This window comes from Enterococcus mundtii, assembly GCF_013394305.1.
Lineage (GTDB): Bacteria > Bacillota > Bacilli > Lactobacillales > Enterococcaceae > Enterococcus_B > Enterococcus_B pernyi.
Genome location: NZ_AP019810.1, coordinates 216,445 through 236,461, shown reverse-complemented (window position 1 = coordinate 236,461; position 20,017 = coordinate 216,445). Strand labels below are relative to the sequence as shown.

The following is a 20,017-nucleotide window of genomic DNA, read 5'->3' as shown; positions in this document are numbered from 1 at the left end:
CAATATGTTTACAATTTGGAAGGGTTAGTGTACTATTTAAAGGTATGCATGAAACGTTTTTGATGTATCAAATGAATTTCTAAACTCGGAGGGAAATAAATGACTGCAACATTCGAAAAAAAAGGCACAAATGATGGTGTTTTAACATTTACGATCGGGCAAGATCAAATCCAAAAAGGATTGACAACTGCCTTTAATAAAGTAAAAGGAAACTTGAACGTTCCTGGATTCCGTAAAGGAAAAGTATCTCGTCAAGTATTCAACCGTATGTACGGAGAAGAAGCATTGTACGAAGATGCATTGAACGCTGTCTTACCTGAAGCATATGAAGCAGCTGTTAAAGAAGCAGCAATCGATCCAGTTTCTCAACCTAAGATCGATGTAGCAAGCATGGAAAAAGGTCAAGACTGGACAATCACAGCAGAAGTAACTGTAAAACCTGAAGTAAAATTAGGTGATTACAAAGACTTAGTGGTTGAAAAACAAGACCGCGAAGTAACAGAAGCAGACGTTGAAGAACGTATTAAACGTGAACAAGAAGCGCAAGCTGAATTAGTCATCAAAGAAGATGCTGCAGCTGAAAATGGCGACACTGTTGTCATCGATTTTGAAGGTTTCATCAACGATGAAGCATTCGAAGGCGGAAAAGGCGAAAACCATTCACTTGAATTAGGATCAGGTTCATTCATTCCTGGTTTTGAAGACCAATTAGTTGGCCACAAATCAGGCGAAAACTTAGATGTTACTGTGACATTCCCAGAAGATTATCAAGCAGAAGATCTTGCGGGTAAAGAAGCAGTCTTCAAAGTAACGATCCACGAAGTGAAAACAAAAGAAGTACCTGAACTAGATGATGAGTTCGCAAAAGATGTAGACGATGAAGTATCTACATTAGCAGAATTAAAAGAAAAATACATGAAAGAATTGACTGAAACGAAAGAAAAAGCTGCAGAAGATGCAAAAGATGAAGCAGCAATCAAATTGGCAGTCGAAAATGCGGAAATCGTTGATCTTCCACATGTTATGGTCCATGATGAAGTTCACCGTTCAATGGACGAATTCTTAAACAACATGCAACGTCAAGGAATCTCACCAGAAATGTACTACCAATTAACTGGTTCAACAGAAGAAGACTTGCACAAACAGTTTGAAGAAGAAGCAGAAATGCGTACAAAAACAAACCTTGTGATCGAAGCTGTAGCAGCTGCTGAAAACTTAGATGCAACAGAAGAAGAAATCACTGCAGAGATCCAAGAATTAGCAGAAACTTACAATATGCCAATTGACCAAATCAAACGTGTATTGACAGAAGATATGCTAAAACATGATGTGATCATGAAAAAAGCAATCGAATTGATTACAAGTACAGCAAAAGAAGCAGAATAAGCGAATAGAATTGTTGATCTGCATCTATATGAAAGAGTCCAGGCGCTTAGATGAAGCCTAGACTCTTTCGTTTTGTTTTAAACTTCTTTGATACTTTTGCTTTTTTTTAAATTATGGTATGATAGGGAAAGACTGTAAAGTCTTTGATAGTTTCTTGCGAATCAACGCAAGTTAAGGGGTGAAGACCATGTATGATAATCCAAGTGGTAATGAGACTGTACGCTGTTCTTTTTGTGGTAAAACACAAGAAGAAGTAAAGAAAATCGTAGCAGGTCCGGGGGTCTACATCTGTAACGAATGTATCGACCTATGTAAAGAAATCATTGATGAAGAATTCTATGAAGAAGCAGTACGAGAGTTTACTGAAGTACCGAAACCTTCTGAGATTCTTGAAGTATTGGATAATTATGTGATTGGACAAGAACGTGCAAAACGTTCATTGGCTGTAGCTGTTTACAATCACTATAAGCGTGTCAATCAAGAAGCAAAAGACAGCGATGATGTCGAATTGCAAAAAAGCAATATCTGCCTGATCGGTCCAACTGGTTCAGGTAAAACATTCTTAGCGCAAACATTAGCAAAAACATTGAATGTACCATTTGCCATTGCTGATGCAACAAGTTTGACAGAAGCGGGTTATGTAGGTGAAGATGTCGAAAATATCTTATTGAAACTTTTGCAATCTGCTGATTACAATGTTGAACGTGCGGAAAAAGGAATCATCTACATTGATGAGATCGACAAAATTGCACGTAAAAGCGAAAATGTATCGATCACACGCGATGTATCAGGGGAAGGTGTACAACAAGCCTTACTGAAAATCTTGGAAGGAACAGTTGCCAGTGTGCCGCCACAAGGTGGACGCAAACATCCTCATCAAGAATTCATCCAAATCGATACGACGAATGTGTTGTTCATTGTCGGTGGTGCGTTTGATGGCATCGAAACAATCGTAAAAAATCGTATGGGCGAGAAAACGATTGGTTTCGGTACGCAAAACCAAAAACTCTCAGAAAATGAAAGTGTCATGCAACATATCATTCCTGAAGATTTATTGAAGTTCGGCTTGATCCCAGAGTTTATCGGACGCTTACCTGTAATGGCTGCGTTAGAAAAACTAACAACCGACGATTTAGTTCGTATCTTGACGGAACCGAAAAATGCGTTAGTGAAACAATACCAAAAATTACTTTCACTAGATGACACTGCTTTAGAATTTGAACCAGAAGCACTAAAAGCCATTGCGAAAAAAGCAATTGAGCGTAATACTGGTGCACGTGGTTTGCGTTCGATTATCGAAGAAATCATGATGGATGTCATGTTTGATATTCCTTCTGATGAAACGATCGAAAAAGTGATCATTACAAAAGAAGCTGCCGAACTTACCGGCAAACCAATAGTTATTTACAAAGACTCAGAAAAAAAAGCGGGATAAAATGAAAGGAGCAGTCGTGAAAGTTTTAGCAGCTTTTTCGACTACTCCTTTTCATTCTGTCGAAGAAAGTGGAGAGGGATTGAGCCACTTTGCCGCTTTGAAGGAGAGAGAGCATATGAAAATCCATCATGCGGATATTGTGATCAGTGCTGTTGCACCGAAACAATATCCAGAAACAGATCTACCAGAGATTGCCTTAGCAGGTCGCTCAAATGTCGGGAAATCTTCCTTTATCAATACGCTGATCGATCGAAAGAATCTCGCACGTACATCAGGTAAACCAGGGAAAACACAAACCCTGAATTTTTATCTGATCGAAAATGCGCTGCATTTTGTCGATGTTCCAGGTTATGGTTACGCGAAAGTTTCTAAAACTGAGCGTGCGAAATGGGGACAGATGATCGAAACTTATTTGACATCGAGAGAACAATTAAAAGCTGTGGTGTCACTGGTGGATGTTCGCCATAAACCATCGCAAGAAGATATCCAAATGTATGAATTCTTAAAATACTATGATATCCCAGTGATCGTTGTTGCGACAAAAGCAGATAAGATCCCTCGTGGAAAATGGAACAAACACGAAAGCGAAATTAAAAAAGCATTGAATTTCGATCGCAATGACACATTCATTTTATTTTCTTCTGTAACTAAACAAGGAAAAGAAGAAGCGTGGAAAGCGATCGAAGACGCGATCAGCGAGTAAACAAAAAAGACTTGATACTTAGGTTGAAAGGCAAACTTTCAAAAGCTAAATATCAAGTCTTTTTTGTTTATTTCTTTTTTTTGTCTTTTTTTGGGTCGCTTTTTGGTTTTAAAAAGCGGTCAATGTCTTCTTTTGGAGCAACGGTCTTTTCCGGATCAACGCCAAAAGATTCAAATAGTTTGTCGAAATTATCTGTACGCTCAAATTTCAATCCCATGTTTATCACCTCTTTCTTTATTTTAACATGCTACCCCTCAATCGGTGGCATAAGACGAAAAGTTTTAGTTTTTTTTTATTATTCGTTATAATTTGATTATAAATAGATTTGAGAGAGGTGAGAAATATGGTGTCGAAAGAAAAAATGATGTTCCGTCTCGTGTTGACCAGAGATCGTACGAACGAAAAAGAAGAAGCCTATGATTGGTCCATGCTGACTCGTATCTTGCTTACTCCTGACTTTTTCCAATCCTCTCGTCATTCGAAAGAATCATATACCTTAATTGCACTAAAAAAAGCCTTAGAAGAAATCTCTGATGAAGAGATCGGTTGGTTTGAAATTTATCAGAATGATCTCACTTGCCGTTTCGAATTTGGCTATCATCATCTCCAAATTGATTATCAGTTTTTGTGGCAGGTATTTCAAAAAAATGAATCGGTGATTCGAAACTATCTTCAAACAAAAATGCAAAAAAATGGTATTTTTGCTTATATGAGAAGTGTCGAAGAATATTTATATCATAATACGAAAGAAATCGAAAAGCGTTTATCCTTTGAATCTGCCGAGAACATCGAGAAGTTGCCTAAAATCAAAGGTCGAAATGGGCAGATTGAGGTAGATTGTAACCAGTTTCCCGGTTATGATCTAATCGTAGAAGGGCGTTGTTTTACTTCTTGTTGGGAAATGTATTATAGTCAATATTATTATCGACTGATCCCTAAAGAGATTTTTTTGGAAATGCAACAGGTGGAGGAAATCACCCAATACGAGAATCAAGTCATTGGTATCCAGTTGTATCGCGAGCCATATCGTTGGCAAAGTGAAGCGAATTTAAAATTTCAACAATACTATCGAGATCAATTAGGCTTTGATCATTTGTCGTGGGACAACGGCGTTGGTTTACTGAAAGAGCCATTTGTCGAGTATGCCTATACTCAGGACTCCTTGCAAGCGGTCCAGTATCAAAATCATTTGATGCAACCAACAGAAAAGAAGAAAGCAACATTTTTCGTAACAAGAAGCTATGATTTTGCTACTTACGATTACAAAGAAAAAAGAGCGAGAGGTGTCCTGAATCGTCAAGCATTTTTTCCTTGGGTCGATGAAAGCCATAGCCAGTTGATCTGTTATAAAGTGATCGATCCAACATTCATGTTAGATAAGGGAATCGATGCTTATAGTTATTATATTAATGAATACTTGAATGTTGAAGCCCCCGATGAAATGTACCAAGACTATTTGACCTCATTGCGCATTTACTTGCCGACCAAGTTTTTAGCTGATTTTCCCATCGAGGAGATCCGCGATCGATTATCAGAGATCCAATTCAAACGAATACGCAAGAGAAGAGGACGTTTAAGCTTTGATGCAGTTCAAGGAAAAAAACGTCTTCGGGTCGTCTTGTTAGATCAAGCGGAATTGTCTGGGAATCTATTGATGCAGAAAAATTAGCTGATTTCAATAATTTGCAAGAAAAGCCGGATCATACTGAGATGATCGGAAAAGTGAAATGGTAAAGTAGTTTAAAATCTAAAATATCAGAAGGCATCCATAAAAATTGAAGTATGATTTTGTGGATGCTTTCTTACTTGTAATTGAAGTTACGTGTGTATTCAAGATTTTTATCGTTTTTGAATGTTTTTGAATGAATATTGTTGAATGTTAAATAAAAATATGCTAGAATCTATCGTGAGGTGATCGTGGAAATGCTTACAGAAGAACGTAAACAGAAAATCCTACAACTATTGGAACAACATAATATTGTCAAATCCCAAGAGTTAGTAGTCTTGTTAGATGCTTCTGAATCAACGATTAGACGGGATCTCCAAGAGTTAGAAGATGAAGGTTTATTGCAACGTATCCATGGAGGAGCAAAAAAAGAGGATCTTTTAGGTTTTGAACAAAACATGAGTGAAAAAACGCTCAAAAACGTTCATGAAAAGCAAATGATTGCACAATTAGCAGCAGAACTGGTGAACAATGAGGAAGTCATTTATCTTGATGCAGGATCAACCACGTTAGAGATGATTCCTTTTTTAAAAGATAAACAGATCACTGTTGTGACCAATTCAGTGAAACATGCTGCCGCGCTAGTTGATCTACAAATCTCAACGATCGTCCTAGGGGGCCAAGTGAAACTCTCAACGAATGCAGTGTTAGGAGCTAATACACTTAGCCAATTACAGGCTTACCATTTTAATAAAGCATTTATGGGAATGAATGGCGTTCATCTTGAACGTGGGTTTACTACCCCAGATCCAGAAGAAGCAGCGGTCAAACGCTTAGCCATTACAAATGCCCAAGATAGTTATGTTTTACTTGACCATACGAAGTTCAATAAGCAAACCTTTGTTTCTGTTGCACCACTGCAAGATGCCACGATCATAACCGAGCGTTGTCCACTAGAATTTCTTGACGACTACAGTGAACGGACGACAATTAAGGAGGCAAATCAATGATTTATACAGTAACGCTTAATCCATCCATCGATTTTATCGTACGAGTAGATGGATTAAAACTCGGTGATTTAAATCGAATGACCGAAGATTTCAAAGTCCCTGGAGGAAAAGGGATCAATGTTTCCCGTATTTTGAAGCGCATCGATTCTGATTCGACCGCTTTAGGATTTCTTGGTGGTTTCACTGGGAATTTTATTTCTGACTGGTTGAAAGAAGAACAAATCGCAACAGCTTTTACACAAGTGGAAGAAGATACTCGGATCAACATCAAATTAAAGTCTGATTCTGAAACAGAGATCAATGGACAAGGACCAACAATCTCGGATCAAGCCATTGAACGTTTGAAAGCAGAATTAGCAACTGTTGGAGCAGACGATATCGTGGTATTATCAGGAAGCGCACCTGCGAGTTTACGTGCTGGATTCTATCAAGAATTGATTGAGATCATCCGTGAAAAAGGTGCTGAGTTTGTGATCGATACTACCGGCGATGATTTGAAAGAAGCATTAAAAAAAGAACCGTTGTTGATCAAACCAAACAATCACGAATTAGCTGAATTGTATGATGTGACATTCCGTTCCGTTGAAGATATCATTCCTTACGGCAAGAAATTATTGGCAGAAGGAGTAAAAAATGTGTTGATTTCAATGGCTGGAGATGGTGCTTTATTGTTCACAAAAGAAGGAACCTACCGTTCCAATGTATTAGTTCGACCATTGAAAAATTCAGTGGGTGCCGGAGACTCGATGATTGCTGGTTTTATCGGTTCATATAGCAAACATAGAGATGCGGTAGAAGCGTTCAAGTGGGGCGTGGCATGTGGAAGTGCAACTGCTTTTTCGGATGATTTAGCGGTTCGCCCATTCATTGATGAATTGTTACCAGAAGTAGAAATAACAAAAATTGATTAATATCGTGGGGGATAAATCATGGAAATCAAAGACTTAATGATTAAAGATGCGATGATCATGGATCTACAGGCAACTGATAAAAAAGGCGCCATAGATGAAATGGTCCAAAAAATGTATGATGCAGGTCGTATCTCAGATATCGAAACTTATAAACAAGGGATCTTAGCTCGTGAAGCTCAAACATCCACTGGGCTAGGCGATGGCATTGCAATGCCACATGCGAAGAATGCTGCTGTCAAAGAAGCAACAGTTTTGTTTGCGAAAAGCAATAAAGGCGTAGATTATGAAGCACTAGATGGTCAACCAACTTTCTTATTCTTTATGATCGCCGCACCAGAAGGAGCAAACGACACACATCTGCAAGCATTAGCTGCCTTATCACGTTTATTGATCGATCCAGATTTTGTTGGAAAATTAAAAGAAGCAGGAACACCGGAAGAAGTCCAAGAATTGTTCCAAACAGCTGAACAACAAAAAGAAGCAGAAGCGGTAGCAGAACAAGAAGAAGCAGCACAAACAGCGGCTTCATCTAATAAAAAATTCGTTGTTGCAGTTACTGCATGTCCGACAGGGATAGCCCATACTTACATGGCTGAAGATGCGCTGAAGAAAAAAGCCAAAGAGATGGGTGTTGAGATCAAAGTTGAAACAAACGGTTCAGAAGGAATCAAAAACCGTTTGACTGCTGAAGATATTGCTCGTGCAGATGGCGTCATCATTGCGGCTGATAAAAAAGTCGAAATGAATCGTTTTGACGGAAAAGAATTAGTCAATCGTCCAGTAAGTGACGGTATTCGAAAAACTGAAGAATTGATCAACTTAGCTGTCAGTGGCTCAGCACCAGTTTTCCATGGTGATGGAAAAGAAAAATCTTCTGACGAAGGAAATGCAGATGGAACGATCGGCCAACGAATCTATAAAGATTTGATGAACGGTGTTTCTCACATGTTACCATTCGTTATCGGTGGTGGGATTGCCATTGCATTATCATTCATGGTCGACCAATTCATGGGTGTACCACAAGATCAATTAGCAAACCTTGGGAATTACAACCAAGCAGCAAGCTGGTTCAATCAAATTGGACAAGCTGCATTTGGCTTTATGTTACCAGTTTTAGCAGGATTCATTGCTTCAAGTATTGGTGACCGTCCTGGATTGATCGTTGGTTTTGCAGCGGGAGCATTAGCAAATACTGGCGGTGCTGGGTTCTTAGGTGCCTTGATCGGTGGTTTCTTAGCAGGTTATGTGATCGTCTTCTTACGTAAATTGTTTAAAAACTTGCCTAAGTCACTTGAAGGAATCAAAACGATTCTATTCTATCCTGTTTTTGGATTATTGATTACCGGTTTCTTGATGTTGATGGTCAATGTACCGATGAAAGCACTGAATGATGGTTTGAATAGTTTCTTATCTGGACTTAGCGGTTCAAATGCTGCATTATTAGGTGCGTTACTTGCTGGGATGATGGCTGCCGATCTAGGTGGACCAATCAATAAAGCAGCATATGTGTTCGGTACAGCAACATTAGCAACCACTGTCGCAACCGGTGGTAGTGTTGTGATGGCTTCCGTTATGGCAGGAGGAATGGTTCCACCATTAGCTATCTTCGTTGCAACACGTTTGTTTAAAAATAAATTCAGTAAAACAGACCAAGATGCTGGCTTGACAAACATTGTTATGGGGCTCTCCTTCGTAACCGAAGGATCGATTCCATTCGCCGCAGCTGATCCAATCAGAGCCATTCCAAGTTTCATTATTGGTTCAGCATTGACAGGTGGTTTAGTGGGAGCATTTGGTATCAAATTGTTAGCACCACATGGCGGGATCTTCGTTGTCTTCTTACTAAGTCATCCGATTATGTATCTTGTATTCATTGCAATTGGTGCAATTGTTTCTGGAGTAATTTATGGTGCTTTAAGAAAATCACCAGATGCTGTTAAAGTAGCCTAATCTTTATTAAAAATATAAAACAGACTAAGAATAGTGGGTAAGGTATTCGACGGAATATCTTGTCCACTATTTTCTTGTAATCAAGTATAGTGAGAGTGAAAGGAAGCTCGAACATGATCTCATGGACTTGAAGTCCGTGTAAGGGAAAGTCGAATCGGAATGAATCTGTGAAGATTTTTCAATCAAATAGTGAAGGAGGTTGGGACGGAAGGGTTTAGCCTTATTTCCGAAGAGGGGACTTTTGTTCCCGCCGTTTATTCGGTTATAGGCGTGGGGGAGAACTAATGTCCGACTTCTCTTTTTTTTACTTGTGTTAGTAGATAATCAAATCTGATTCTCTAAGATGTAATTGGTCTGGTATTCTCAATAGGTTGAAAAATTATTTCTAGTGACTGAAGAATAGTATCGCAAAAACGTTAAGTGGCCCTTTATGTTGTCTCAAATTCTGGCTTTTTGCTGAAGCGATTTAACCATGCGTCAGACTATTCTTGAATCAATGACTAATGTGATGTTGAAGACGTTTTACAAGAAGATTCCCTTTATCGAATAGGGGGTTAATGCTATAATTAGAAGGATTGATAATAGAAAGGATGTTGTGAATGTCATCCAAAGAAAACTTATTAAAGGGAATGAACCCTCGTCAAAAAGAAGCGGTTCTACATACAGATGGCCCGCTTTTATTAATGGCTGGTGCCGGTAGTGGAAAAACACGTGTTTTGACTCATCGAATCGCTTATTTGATTGAAGAAAAAGAAGTGAATCCATGGAATATTTTGGCAATCACCTTTACCAATAAAGCGGCGAAAGAAATGAAAGAACGGGTCAATGCCATTTTAGAAACAGGTGGCGAAGATGTCTGGGTCTCTACCTTTCACTCGATGTGTGTCCGTATTTTAAGACGAGATGTGGATTATATCGGCTATAATCGAAACTTTACGATCATTGATTCTTCGGAACAATTATCATTGATGAAACGAATTTTGAAAGAGTTGAATATCGATCCTAAAAAATACGATCCAAGAAGCTTGTTAGGATCAATCTCGCAAGCAAAAAATAGTTTGTTGTCACCAGAGGCTTTTGCCAAAATGCAAGGCAGTTATTATGAAGAAATTGCCGCAAAATGTTATGCAGCATACCAGAAGGAACTCCTATACAACCAATGTATGGATTTTGATGATCTGATCATGAATACGATCCGTTTATTTGACGAGCATCCAGATTCATTGACGTATTATCAAAATAAATTCCATTACATCCATGTAGATGAATATCAAGATACGAACCACGCACAATATACGTTAGTCAATCTATTAGCTGGACGGTTCAGAAATCTTTGTGTAGTTGGGGATGCAGATCAAAGTATTTACGGCTGGCGTGGAGCAGATATGCAAAACATCTTGGATTTTGAAAAAGATTATCCAGATGCCGCGGTGATCTTGTTAGAACAAAATTATCGCTCAACGAAAACGATCTTGAATGCAGCGAATCAAGTCATCGAAAACAACCGCAATCGTAAACCCAAAAATCTTTGGACAGAAAACCAAGACGGTAACAAAATCACGTACTATCGAGCAGACAATGAGCGTGACGAAACACGTTTTATTGTAGAAAGAATGCAAGAAGAGATCCAGACGAATCGTCGCAATTATGGAGACTTTGCTATTCTTTACCGAACAAATGCTCAATCACGTGTCATGGAAGAAACCTTACTGAAAGCCAATATTCCGTACAAAATGGTTGGAGGTCACAAATTCTATGATCGAAAAGAAATCAAAGATGTTTTGGCGTATCTTAATGTGATGGCAAATCCTCAAGATTCATTGAGTTTTGAGCGGATCGTCAACTCACCAAAACGTGGGATTGGACCAGGATCGGTGGAAAAACTTCGTAGCTTTGCCACGATGCACGAATGGCCCTTGCTAGAGGCTGCAAGAAATGTTGAGTTAGCGAACATCGGCGGAAAAGCAGGAACACAGTTAGGCTCTTTTGGCGAGATGATGCACCAATTGACTGAAATGATCCCTTATTTGACCGTTACAGAGTTAACCAAAGAAGTCTTAGAACGTAGTGGCTATTTGGATGATCTAAAAATCCAAAATACATTAGAATCCCAAGCACGTATCGAAAACTTAGAAGAGTTTTTGACGGTGACTCAAGAATTTGATAAACAATTTGAAAAAGAAGGGCTAGAGAATGCTGATTCGCCAGAGGACAAGCTGGTCGTCTTTTTAAATGACCTTGCACTTGTATCAGATATCGATAGCTTAGAAGAAGAAACGAAGCAAGTGACATTGATGACCTTACATGCTGCGAAGGGTCTAGAGTTTCCAGTCGTCTTTTTGATCGGTCTAGAAGAAGGTGTCTTTCCACTTTCTCGTGCCTTGATGGAGGAAAGTGAACTGGAAGAGGAACGCCGTTTGGCCTATGTAGGGATCACCAGGGCAGAAGAAGCATTGTTTATGACCAATGCGTTTTCACGGACTTTATATGGTCGTACGCAATACAATCGACCTTCACGATTTTTAGAAGAAATCGATCAAGAATTATTAGATATCCACGGGATGCGACCAACTTCCAATGCCTCTCAGCCGTCGCCTCTTCGTGCGAATAACGCGACACCTAAGTACCAACAGCCGACAAAAGCAGGTGTATCAGCAAAAGTCGCTACAGGTGGCGAAACAGGTGGTTGGAAGCCAGGAGATAAAGTCAAACATAAAAAATGGGGACCTGGTACAGTGGTTAGAGTTAGTGGTGATGCAAAAGACCTTGAGCTTGATATTGCATTTCCAAGTCAAGGAGTCAAACGTGTATTAGCCGCTTTTGCACCAATCGAAAAAGTTTAGTTCAATAGGGGGAGAAAAAGATGGAACACGAAATGACGATCGATGAAGCGACAAAAAAAGCAGAAGAACTCAGAGTGCAGTTAGATCGTTGGTCTCGTGAGTATTATGTGTTGGACCAGCCAACGGTAGAAGATTATATCTATGACAAAACCTATGCCGAATTAGTGGCGATCGAAGAACAATATCCAGATCTGATCACCGCAGATTCACCGACCCAACGAGTAGGTGGAAAGATTCTTTCCTCATTTGAAAAAGTCACACATGACATTCCATTATATAGTTTGAACGATGTCTTCAATAAAGAAGAACTCTTAGCATTTGATCAACGTGTCCAAAAAGCAATCGGCCGTCCAGTCGCTTATTGTTGTGAACTGAAAATCGATGGACTATCGGTATCTTTACGATATGAGAATGGTGAGTTTGTACGGGGAGCAACTCGGGGAGATGGTTCGGTCGGCGAAAATATCACAGAAAACTTAAAAACGGTGCGTTCTGTTCCAATCAAATTAAAAGAACCGATGAGTATCGAAGTACGTGGTGAATGTTTTATGCCGAAACGTTCATTCGTTAAATTGAACCAAAAAAATGAAGAAGAAGGCAAACCAGTCTTTGCCAATCCTCGTAATGCAGCAGCAGGTTCATTGCGCCAGTTAGATTCCAAGATCACAGCGAAAAGGAATCTTGATACGTTCTTATATACCGTAGCAGATTTTGGACCGATGCAAGCGACGACGCAATACGAAGCGTTAGAAGAATTAGACAAAATCGGTTTCCATACGAACCATGAAAAACGTCTTTGTCATTCAATCGACGAAGTTTGGGCGTTCATTGAAGAATACCATGAAAAACGTAAAGATCTCCCTTACGAGATTGACGGGATCGTTATTAAAGTCAATGATTTTTCATTGCAAGACCAATTAGGTTTTACGGTCAAAGCTCCACGGTGGGCGACGGCCTATAAGTTTCCGCCAGAAGAAGTAGAGACGGTCATCGAAGAAATCGAATGGACGGTCGGCAGAACGGGTGTAGTGACACCGACAGCAATCATGACACCGGTTCGTGTGGCTGGTACGACAGTCAGCCGTGCTAGTCTGCATAATGGCGATTATATCCAAATGAAAGATATCCGCTTGAATGATACTGTCCAAATCTACAAGGCAGGGGATATCATCCCTGAAGTCGCACAAGTCATTTTAGATAAACGTCCAAAAGACAGCGAGCCTTATAAAATGCCCGAACATTGCCCTGTCTGTCACAGTGAGTTGGTTCATTTAGATGAAGAAGTTGCCTTGCGTTGCATCAATCCAAAGTGTCCCGCACAAATGAAAGAAGGACTGAACCATTTCGTTTCCCGAAATGCGATGAACATCGATGGCTTAGGACCAAGAGTCTTGGAACAGATGTATGACAAGAAGTTAGTCGCTGATGTTGCTGATCTCTATAAACTAACAGAAGAAGAATTATTGACGTTAGATAAAATCAAAGAAAAATCAGCGAATAATATTTTAACAGCAATCGACAATAGCAAAGAGAACTCGGTAGAACGTTTGATCTTTGGTTTAGGTATCCGTCACGTTGGCGCAAAAGCAGCGAAAATCTTAGCGGAGCATTTTGGCGATTTAGAAACGTTGAGTCGCAGCGATTTTGAATCGATCATCCAATTAGATACGATCGGGGATATCATTGCAGATAGTGTAGTGACTTATTTTGACAACGAAGAAGTCCACGAGTTGATGGAAGAACTTAAACAAGCAGGTGTCAACCTTGAATACAAAGGCATTCGTTCGACACAGCTGAAAGAAGTAGAATCGCCGTTCAAAAACAAGACGATCGTGTTGACAGGCAAATTAACTCGATTCACAAGAGAAGAAGCCAAAGAAACGATTGAAAACCTTGGTGGAAAAGTCACTGGCAGCGTCTCTAAAAAAACGGATATCGTTGTCGTTGGCGAAGATGCAGGTAGTAAATTAACGAAAGCCCAAGAGTTAGGTGTCGAGGTTTGGACGGAAGATCAGATGGCTGAAGCGTTAGCGGAGAGTCATCCTGCTGAGGAAGCAGAATAATTTTTCAGATAAATTTCAAGAAAGAATTTCAGAATGCGAATTTCTTATGTTAAAATAAGAAGCAAAGTTTTCATTTAGGAAAGAAGGGGTACTATGGCGATTAGTGAAGAACAAGTAAAACATGTAGCGAAGTTAGCCAAATTGAAATTTGCCGACGAAGAGCGCGCAGGTTTTACTGACCAATTAGGAAAAATCATTGACATGGTAGAAATGCTGGAAGAAGTAGACACAGAAGGCGTACCATTTACATCAAACGTCGTTGAGACTGTCAACGTCATGCGACAAGACCGTGCACAACTAGGTTGGAGCAGAGATGAATTATTAAAAAATGTACCAGAAAAAGAAGATGGTTTCATCAAAGTACCAGCAATCATCGATAATGGGGAGGCTGGCGCATAATGACAGAATTATACAATCGTTCATTAGAAGAACTACACGACTTATTAGTGTCAAAAGAAATCACTGCACAAGACTTAGTGAGAGCTACATTTGATCGAATCAAGGAAACAGAACCCGCGATCGATGCATTCATCACATTGAATGAAGAGAAAGCTTTAGCCCAAGCCAAAGCTTTGGACGAAAAAGGTATCGACGAAAACAATGTTCTTTCAGGTATCCCGATCGGTATCAAAGACAATATCGTGACGAAAGATCTTTTAACGACAGCAGCTTCAAAGATCCTTTATAATTTTGAACCGATCTACGATGCGACAGTCATGGAAAAAGTATACGAAGCAGACATGATCCCTGTTGGTAAATTGAACATGGATGAATTTGCAATGGGCGGAAGTACCGAAACTTCTTACTTCAAAAAAACAAAGAACGCTTGGGATCAAACAAAAGTTCCTGGCGGATCATCTGGTGGTTCAGCAGCTGCAGTTGCCGCAGGACAAGTGCCAGTTTCTCTAGGTAGTGACACTGGTGGAAGTATCCGCCAACCAGCCGCTTTCAATGGAATCGTAGGAATGAAACCAACTTATGGTCGTGTTTCCCGTTTCGGTTTGATTGCATTTGCTTCATCTTTAGACCAAATCGGTCCAATGACCCGGACAGTCAAAGACAACGCATTAGCATTGACCGCAATCAGTGGCTACGACGAAAAAGACGGTACTTCATCTGGTGTATCTGTCCCTAACTTTGCAGAAGGTTTGTCTGGTGATATTAAAGGAATGAAGATTGCTTTACCTAAAGAATACTTAGGTGAAGGTGTCGATGAAGGCGTGAAAGAAGCAATTCTTAAAGCAGCTGAAACATTCCGTTCATTAGGTGCAACAGTAGAAGAAGTTAGCTTACCTCATTCAAAATATGGCGTGGCTGTCTACTATATCATTGCTTCATCTGAAGCTAGTTCGAACTTGCAACGTTTTGACGGTATTCGTTATGGATATCGTTCAGAAGATGTCAAGAACTTGGATGACGTTTATGTCAATTCACGTTCTGAAGGTTTCGGAGAAGAAGTAAAACGCCGGATCATGTTAGGAACGTTCTCATTGAGTGCAGGTTACTATGACGCGCATTTCAAAAAAGCAGGACAAGTCCGTACATTGATCAAGCGTGACTTTGAAAAAGTTTTCGCGGATTATGATTTGATCATCGGCCCTTCTTCACCAACAGTTGCGTTCGGTCTTGGTGAAAATATCAACGACCCAATCACGATGTATATGAGTGATATCTTGACGATCCCAGTGAACTTGGCAGGACTACCAGGTATGTCAGTACCTGCAGGCTTATCGGAAGGGTTACCAGTTGGCTTACAGATCATCGGTAATTATTTCGAAGAGAAAACCATGTATCAAGCAGCTTATGCGTTTGAGCAAGCGACAGAGTTCCATCGTCAACAACCAGCTATTTTAGGAGGGAAAGCCGAATGAATTTTGAAACAGTCATTGGACTTGAAGTCCATGTGGAATTAAAAACCAACTCAAAAATTTTCTCTCCAGCTCCTGCGCATTTTGGTGCTGAACCAAACAGCAACACCAATGTGATCGACTGGGGATACCCTGGAGTTTTACCAGTAATGAATAAAGCAGCGCTGGAATTTGGGATGCGTGCAGCGTTAGCATTGAATTGCGAAATTTCGAAAGATACTCATTTTGACCGCAAAAACTATTTCTATCCAGACAATCCCAAAGCTTACCAAATCTCACAATTCGATCAACCAATCGGTCATGATGGCTGGATCGAGATCGAAGTAGAAGGTAAAAAGAAAAAAATCCGCATTGAACGTGTACATTTAGAAGAAGATGCAGGAAAAAACATGCACGGCATCGGTGGATACTCTTATGTCGATCTAAACAGACAAGGAACACCATTGATCGAGATCGTTTCAGAAGCAGACATGCGTTCACCAGAAGAAGCCTATGCTTATTTAGAAGCTTTACGTTCTGTGATCCAATTTACTGAAGTCAGTGACGTGAAATTAGAAGAAGGTTCAATGCGTTGTGATGCGAACATTTCTTTACGCCCTTATGGACAAGAAGAATTTGGGACAAAAGCAGAATTGAAAAACTTGAACTCCCTTTCTTTTGTCAAAAAAGGTTTAGCATTTGAAGAAAAACGCCAAGCAAAAGTATTATTATCTGGTGGAGAGATCCAACAAGAAACTCGTCGCTTTGATGAAACGACGAATAAGACGATCTTGATGCGTGTCAAAGAAGGGTCAAGTGACTATCGTTATTTCCCAGAACCTGATATTCCAAGATTCGTGATCGATGACGAATGGATCCAACGAGTGAAAGCAAGCTTACCAGAAATGCCAGCTTCTCGTCGTGTACGCTACATCAGCGAATTAGGCTTACCAGAGTATGATGCGAAAGTATTGACGCTATCAAAAGAAATGTCTGATTTCTTTGAAGCAACATTGGAAAACGGAGCAGATGCCAAACAAGCTTCCAACTGGTTGATGGGTGAAGTATCAGCATACTTAAACAGTGAGAAATTGGAATTAGCTGAAACGAAACTAACACCTGAAAACTTAGCGGGTATGATTCTTTTGATCGCAGATGGCACGATCAGCTCTAAAATTGCGAAAAAAGTCTTTCGTGAGTTGATCATGAATGGCGGAGATGCACAAAGTGTTGTTGAAGCAAACGGTTGGGTCCAATTATCTGACCCAGCGAAGTTATTACCGATCATCAATGAAATCTTAGATAATAATCAACAATCTGTTGATGATTTCAAAAACGGAAAAGACCGTGCAGTAGGTTTCTTAGTTGGACAAATCATGAAAGCTACTAAAGGACAAGCAAACCCAGGTGTGGTCAACAAATTGCTAAATGAAGAATTAGCGAAACGATAGAGGGATGCTATGAAAAAAGCGCGTGTGATCTATAATCCGGTCTCAGGTAAAGAATTGTTAAAACGTAATCTTGCCGACATCCTCCAAGCTTTGGAGGAGTCGGGCTATGAAGCAAGTGCTTATGCAACGACTCCGGAAGAGGACTCGGCAAAAAATGAAGCACGACGAGTCGCTGAGTTAGGTTTTGATCTTGTCGTTGCTGCTGGTGGCGATGGGACGATCAATGAAGTCGTTAATGGTATCGCCTCATTGGAAGTTAGACCTAAAATGGCGATCATTCCAGCGGGAACGACCAATGACTATGCTCGCGCCTTGAAGATTCCTAGAGATAATATCAAGGCAGCAGCAGAAGTCATCAAAAAGAATCAAACAGTCAAAATGGATATCGGTCAATCCGATAATAGCTATTTCATCAATATTGCAGCTGGTGGCTACTTGACAGAATTGACCTACGAAGTTCCTTCCGAATTGAAAAGTATTTTTGGCTATCTTGCATATTTGGCAAAAGGAGCAGAAATGTTACCACGTGTCAAACCGATCAAGATGCACTTGAAGTATGACGAAGGCGAATATAATGGCAATGCTTCGATGTTCTTTTTAGGGTTGACGAATTCCGTTGGTGGCTTTGAACAAATTGCGCCTGATGCAAAGCTAGATGATGGAAAATTCTCTTTGATCATCGTCAAAACGGCGAATATTTTTGAGATCCTACACATTGCTGCCTTAATGCTCAATGGAGGGAAGCATGTCGATGATCCAAGAGTCATCTATACGAAAACAAGTTCTCTTTATGTTGAAACCGAAGATAATGCGAATCGCCCTGTCATGATCAATTTAGATGGCGAATACGGTGGGAATGCTCCGATGCATTTTCAAAATCTTCATCAGCATATCGAGTTTTATGCAAATACAGATCAAATTCCAGATGAGGCAATCACTGGTTTTGAGGAAGAAGAGCTAGAAGAAGTTAGCAAAGAATTCGTCAAAGAAGTAGAACGTTTGACGGATGAAGATATCGATGGCGATGGCAAAATTGCTGACAAGGATCAGAACTGAGCAGGATTGGACGACTATTAGAAGGAAGAAGCAAAGATCATAGGATTACTTGTTTTTTCCAATAGACTGAAGAAAAAAGGGCTGGGAATGAATGGATCTCCCAGCTCTTTCCTTTGTTGAACGGACAAAATTAGAAACCATTCAAAAGAATAGGAGTAATGAAATGACACAAACAATTAAGAAAAATGAACGGTATACTGTTGATATCATCGATTTAAGTTACGAAGGATTAGGTGTTGCGAAAATTGATGGCTATCCATTATTTATTGAAAATGCTTTGCCAGGTGAACAAGTGGAGATCCTTGTCGTAAAAGCAGGCAATAAATTTGGCTACGGTAAGGTCGAAAACTGGTTGACGACGTCACCAGACCGTCAAGAAATCACTAGTAATGTTCTATTGCGTACAGGAATCGCTCCTTTAGCCCATTTAAGTTATGAGCAACAATTAGTATTCAAACAAAAACAAGTCGAACATGTTTTAGCTAAAATCGCTAAAATGCCTGAAGTCACAGTACAACCAACGATCGCTATGGAAGAACCTACAGGCTATCGGAATAAAGCACAGATTCCTGTTCGTCGCGTCGAAGGCGAATTAGTGACTGGTTTTTACAAGAAAAATAGTCATGACTTAGTGGAAATAGAAGATTTCTTCATCCAAGACCCACAAATCGATCAAGCCATCATCAAGGTAAGAGACATCTTGCAACGTTTTCAAGTACGTGGCTACAATGAAGAAAAAAATGAAGGACAAATTCGTCATATCATTGTTCGTAGAGGTCATTACACGCATCAAATGATGGTGGTTTTAGTCACTCGAAAAGAAAAATTCTTCAAATCGAAAGAAATCGCTGAAGCTATCCATGAAGCTTTACCGGAAGTAGTGTCAGTGATCCAAAATATCAACGAAGAAAAAACGAATGTCATTTTAGGAGAAAAAGAAAAAGTTCTTTTTGGTCAATCGTATATCGAAGATCAGTTACTTGGTAAGACCTATCGTATTTCTTCTAAATCCTTTTATCAGGTCAATACATTACAAACCGAAGCATTGTATCAAAAAGCGATCGAATTTGCTGAATTGAAAAAAGAGGATGTCGTGATTGATGCATATTCAGGAATTGGAACGATTGGTTTATCCATAGCGGATCAAGTAGCAAATGTTTATGGCATGGAAATCGTACCAGCAGCGATTGAAGATGCGCAGTTCAACGCGTTGACAAACAAAATCGAAAATGCGCATTATGAAGTTGGAAAAGCGGAAACAGTCATGAAAAAATGGCAAGAAAAAGGAATCAAACCAACTGTTTTAGTTGTCGATCCTCCAAGAAAAGGCTTAGACGCACGCCTTATTGATTCAGCGATCGAGATGGCTCCTGAGCGAATCGTTTATATCTCATGCAATCCTGCAACTTTTGCTAGAGATGTGAAGTTGTTTGCAGAAGACGGTTATCAGTTAGAAAAAGTCCAACCAGTTGATTTATTCCCACAAACGCACCATGTAGAATGTGTCGGATTATTACGCAAAGGGTAAGTGATTTAAATAGATGAGCGCAAGGCATTATATCCTATACACTCATTTTAGAAGACGTTTCTGTCAAAAGAAACGTCTTTTTTTATACAATTGTTTGAGTGAAATAAGCGATTTGAAAGTAAAGAGAGTTATTTTAAGACTGACATAAATCTTTTAATGCTTTATAAA

15 protein-coding genes are annotated in these 20,017 nt (G+C 39.7%); 14 read left to right on the top strand and 1 reads right to left on the bottom strand.

Annotated features, from left to right (window positions below; genetic code table 11):
- Positions 1 to 99 precede the first annotated feature (99 nt).
- From tig to yihA, 3 genes are all read left to right on the top strand, one after another.
- Positions 100 to 1,386: a trigger factor gene (gene tig, locus HZ311_RS01130; protein ID WP_010735252.1), complete on the top strand. Its 1,287-nt coding sequence runs from the start codon at positions 100 to 102 to the stop codon at positions 1,384 to 1,386.
- A gap of 187 nt (positions 1,387 to 1,573) precedes the next feature.
- On the top strand, positions 1,574 to 2,821 hold the full coding sequence (clpX, locus tag HZ311_RS01125) for an ATP-dependent Clp protease ATP-binding subunit ClpX (protein WP_178946408.1): 1,248 nt from the start codon (positions 1,574 to 1,576) through the stop codon (positions 2,819 to 2,821).
- Positions 2,822 to 2,936: 115 nt separating this feature from the next.
- On the top strand, positions 2,937 to 3,524 hold the full coding sequence (gene yihA / locus HZ311_RS01120; RefSeq protein WP_041684435.1) for a ribosome biogenesis GTP-binding protein YihA/YsxC: 588 nt from the start codon (positions 2,937 to 2,939) through the stop codon (positions 3,522 to 3,524).
- Positions 3,525 to 3,591: 67 nt separating this feature from the next.
- Here yihA and HZ311_RS01115 read toward each other — a convergent pair whose 3' ends face one another.
- Positions 3,592 to 3,741 (bottom strand): SPJ_0845 family protein, encoded by a 150-nt coding sequence (locus HZ311_RS01115; protein WP_010735255.1) that lies wholly within the window; start codon positions 3,739 to 3,741, stop codon positions 3,592 to 3,594.
- A 126-nt stretch (positions 3,742 to 3,867) separates the two neighbouring features.
- Here HZ311_RS01115 and HZ311_RS01110 point away from each other — a divergent pair, with 126 nt between their 5' ends.
- From HZ311_RS01110 to rlmD, 11 genes are all read left to right on the top strand, one after another.
- Positions 3,868 to 5,193 carry a hypothetical protein gene (locus HZ311_RS01110; RefSeq protein WP_023519801.1) on the top strand — a complete coding sequence of 442 codons (1,326 nt, stop codon included), beginning with the start codon at positions 3,868 to 3,870 and terminating at the stop codon, positions 5,191 to 5,193.
- Between the two features lie 254 nt (positions 5,194 to 5,447).
- Positions 5,448 to 6,200 carry a DeoR/GlpR family DNA-binding transcription regulator gene (locus HZ311_RS01105; protein WP_178946407.1) on the top strand — a complete coding sequence of 251 codons (753 nt, stop codon included), beginning with the start codon at positions 5,448 to 5,450 and terminating at the stop codon, positions 6,198 to 6,200.
- Complete coding sequence (pfkB, locus tag HZ311_RS01100) at positions 6,197 to 7,111, top strand: 1-phosphofructokinase (protein WP_010735258.1); 915 nt, start codon at positions 6,197 to 6,199, stop codon at positions 7,109 to 7,111. Before HZ311_RS01105 ends, pfkB begins: the two co-directional genes overlap by 4 nt.
- Before the next feature lie 18 nt (positions 7,112 to 7,129).
- Positions 7,130 to 9,061: a PTS fructose transporter subunit IIABC gene (locus tag HZ311_RS01095; protein ID WP_010735259.1), complete on the top strand. Its 1,932-nt coding sequence runs from the start codon at positions 7,130 to 7,132 to the stop codon at positions 9,059 to 9,061.
- Between the two features lie 599 nt (positions 9,062 to 9,660).
- Positions 9,661 to 11,904, top strand: a complete 2,244-nt coding sequence (gene pcrA / locus HZ311_RS01090; protein WP_010735260.1) for a DNA helicase PcrA — start codon at positions 9,661 to 9,663, stop codon at positions 11,902 to 11,904.
- Between the two features lie 20 nt (positions 11,905 to 11,924).
- Entirely contained in the window at positions 11,925 to 13,967 is a 2,043-nt protein-coding gene (ligA, locus tag HZ311_RS01085) for an NAD-dependent DNA ligase LigA (RefSeq protein WP_137072512.1), read from the top strand.
- Positions 13,968 to 14,060: 93 nt separating this feature from the next.
- Positions 14,061 to 14,366, top strand: a complete 306-nt coding sequence (gene gatC / locus HZ311_RS01080; protein ID WP_010735262.1) for an Asp-tRNA(Asn)/Glu-tRNA(Gln) amidotransferase subunit GatC — start codon at positions 14,061 to 14,063, stop codon at positions 14,364 to 14,366.
- The gene (gene gatA, locus HZ311_RS01075) at positions 14,366 to 15,838 is read left to right on the top strand and encodes an Asp-tRNA(Asn)/Glu-tRNA(Gln) amidotransferase subunit GatA (protein ID WP_010735263.1); all 1,473 of its coding nucleotides are present in this window, start codon (positions 14,366 to 14,368) and stop codon (positions 15,836 to 15,838) included. Before gatC ends, gatA begins: the two co-directional genes overlap by 1 nt.
- Positions 15,835 to 17,265, top strand: a complete 1,431-nt coding sequence (gene gatB / locus HZ311_RS01070; RefSeq protein ID WP_010735264.1) for an Asp-tRNA(Asn)/Glu-tRNA(Gln) amidotransferase subunit GatB — start codon at positions 15,835 to 15,837, stop codon at positions 17,263 to 17,265. Before gatA ends, gatB begins: the two co-directional genes overlap by 4 nt.
- 9 nt (positions 17,266 to 17,274) lie before the next feature.
- On the top strand, positions 17,275 to 18,321 hold the full coding sequence (locus HZ311_RS01065) for a diacylglycerol kinase (RefSeq protein ID WP_023519798.1): 1,047 nt from the start codon (positions 17,275 to 17,277) through the stop codon (positions 18,319 to 18,321).
- 163 nt (positions 18,322 to 18,484) lie between these two features.
- On the top strand, positions 18,485 to 19,849 hold the full coding sequence (rlmD, locus tag HZ311_RS01060) for a 23S rRNA (uracil(1939)-C(5))-methyltransferase RlmD (RefSeq protein WP_178946406.1): 1,365 nt from the start codon (positions 18,485 to 18,487) through the stop codon (positions 19,847 to 19,849).
- Positions 19,850 to 20,017: the final 168 nt, after the last annotated feature.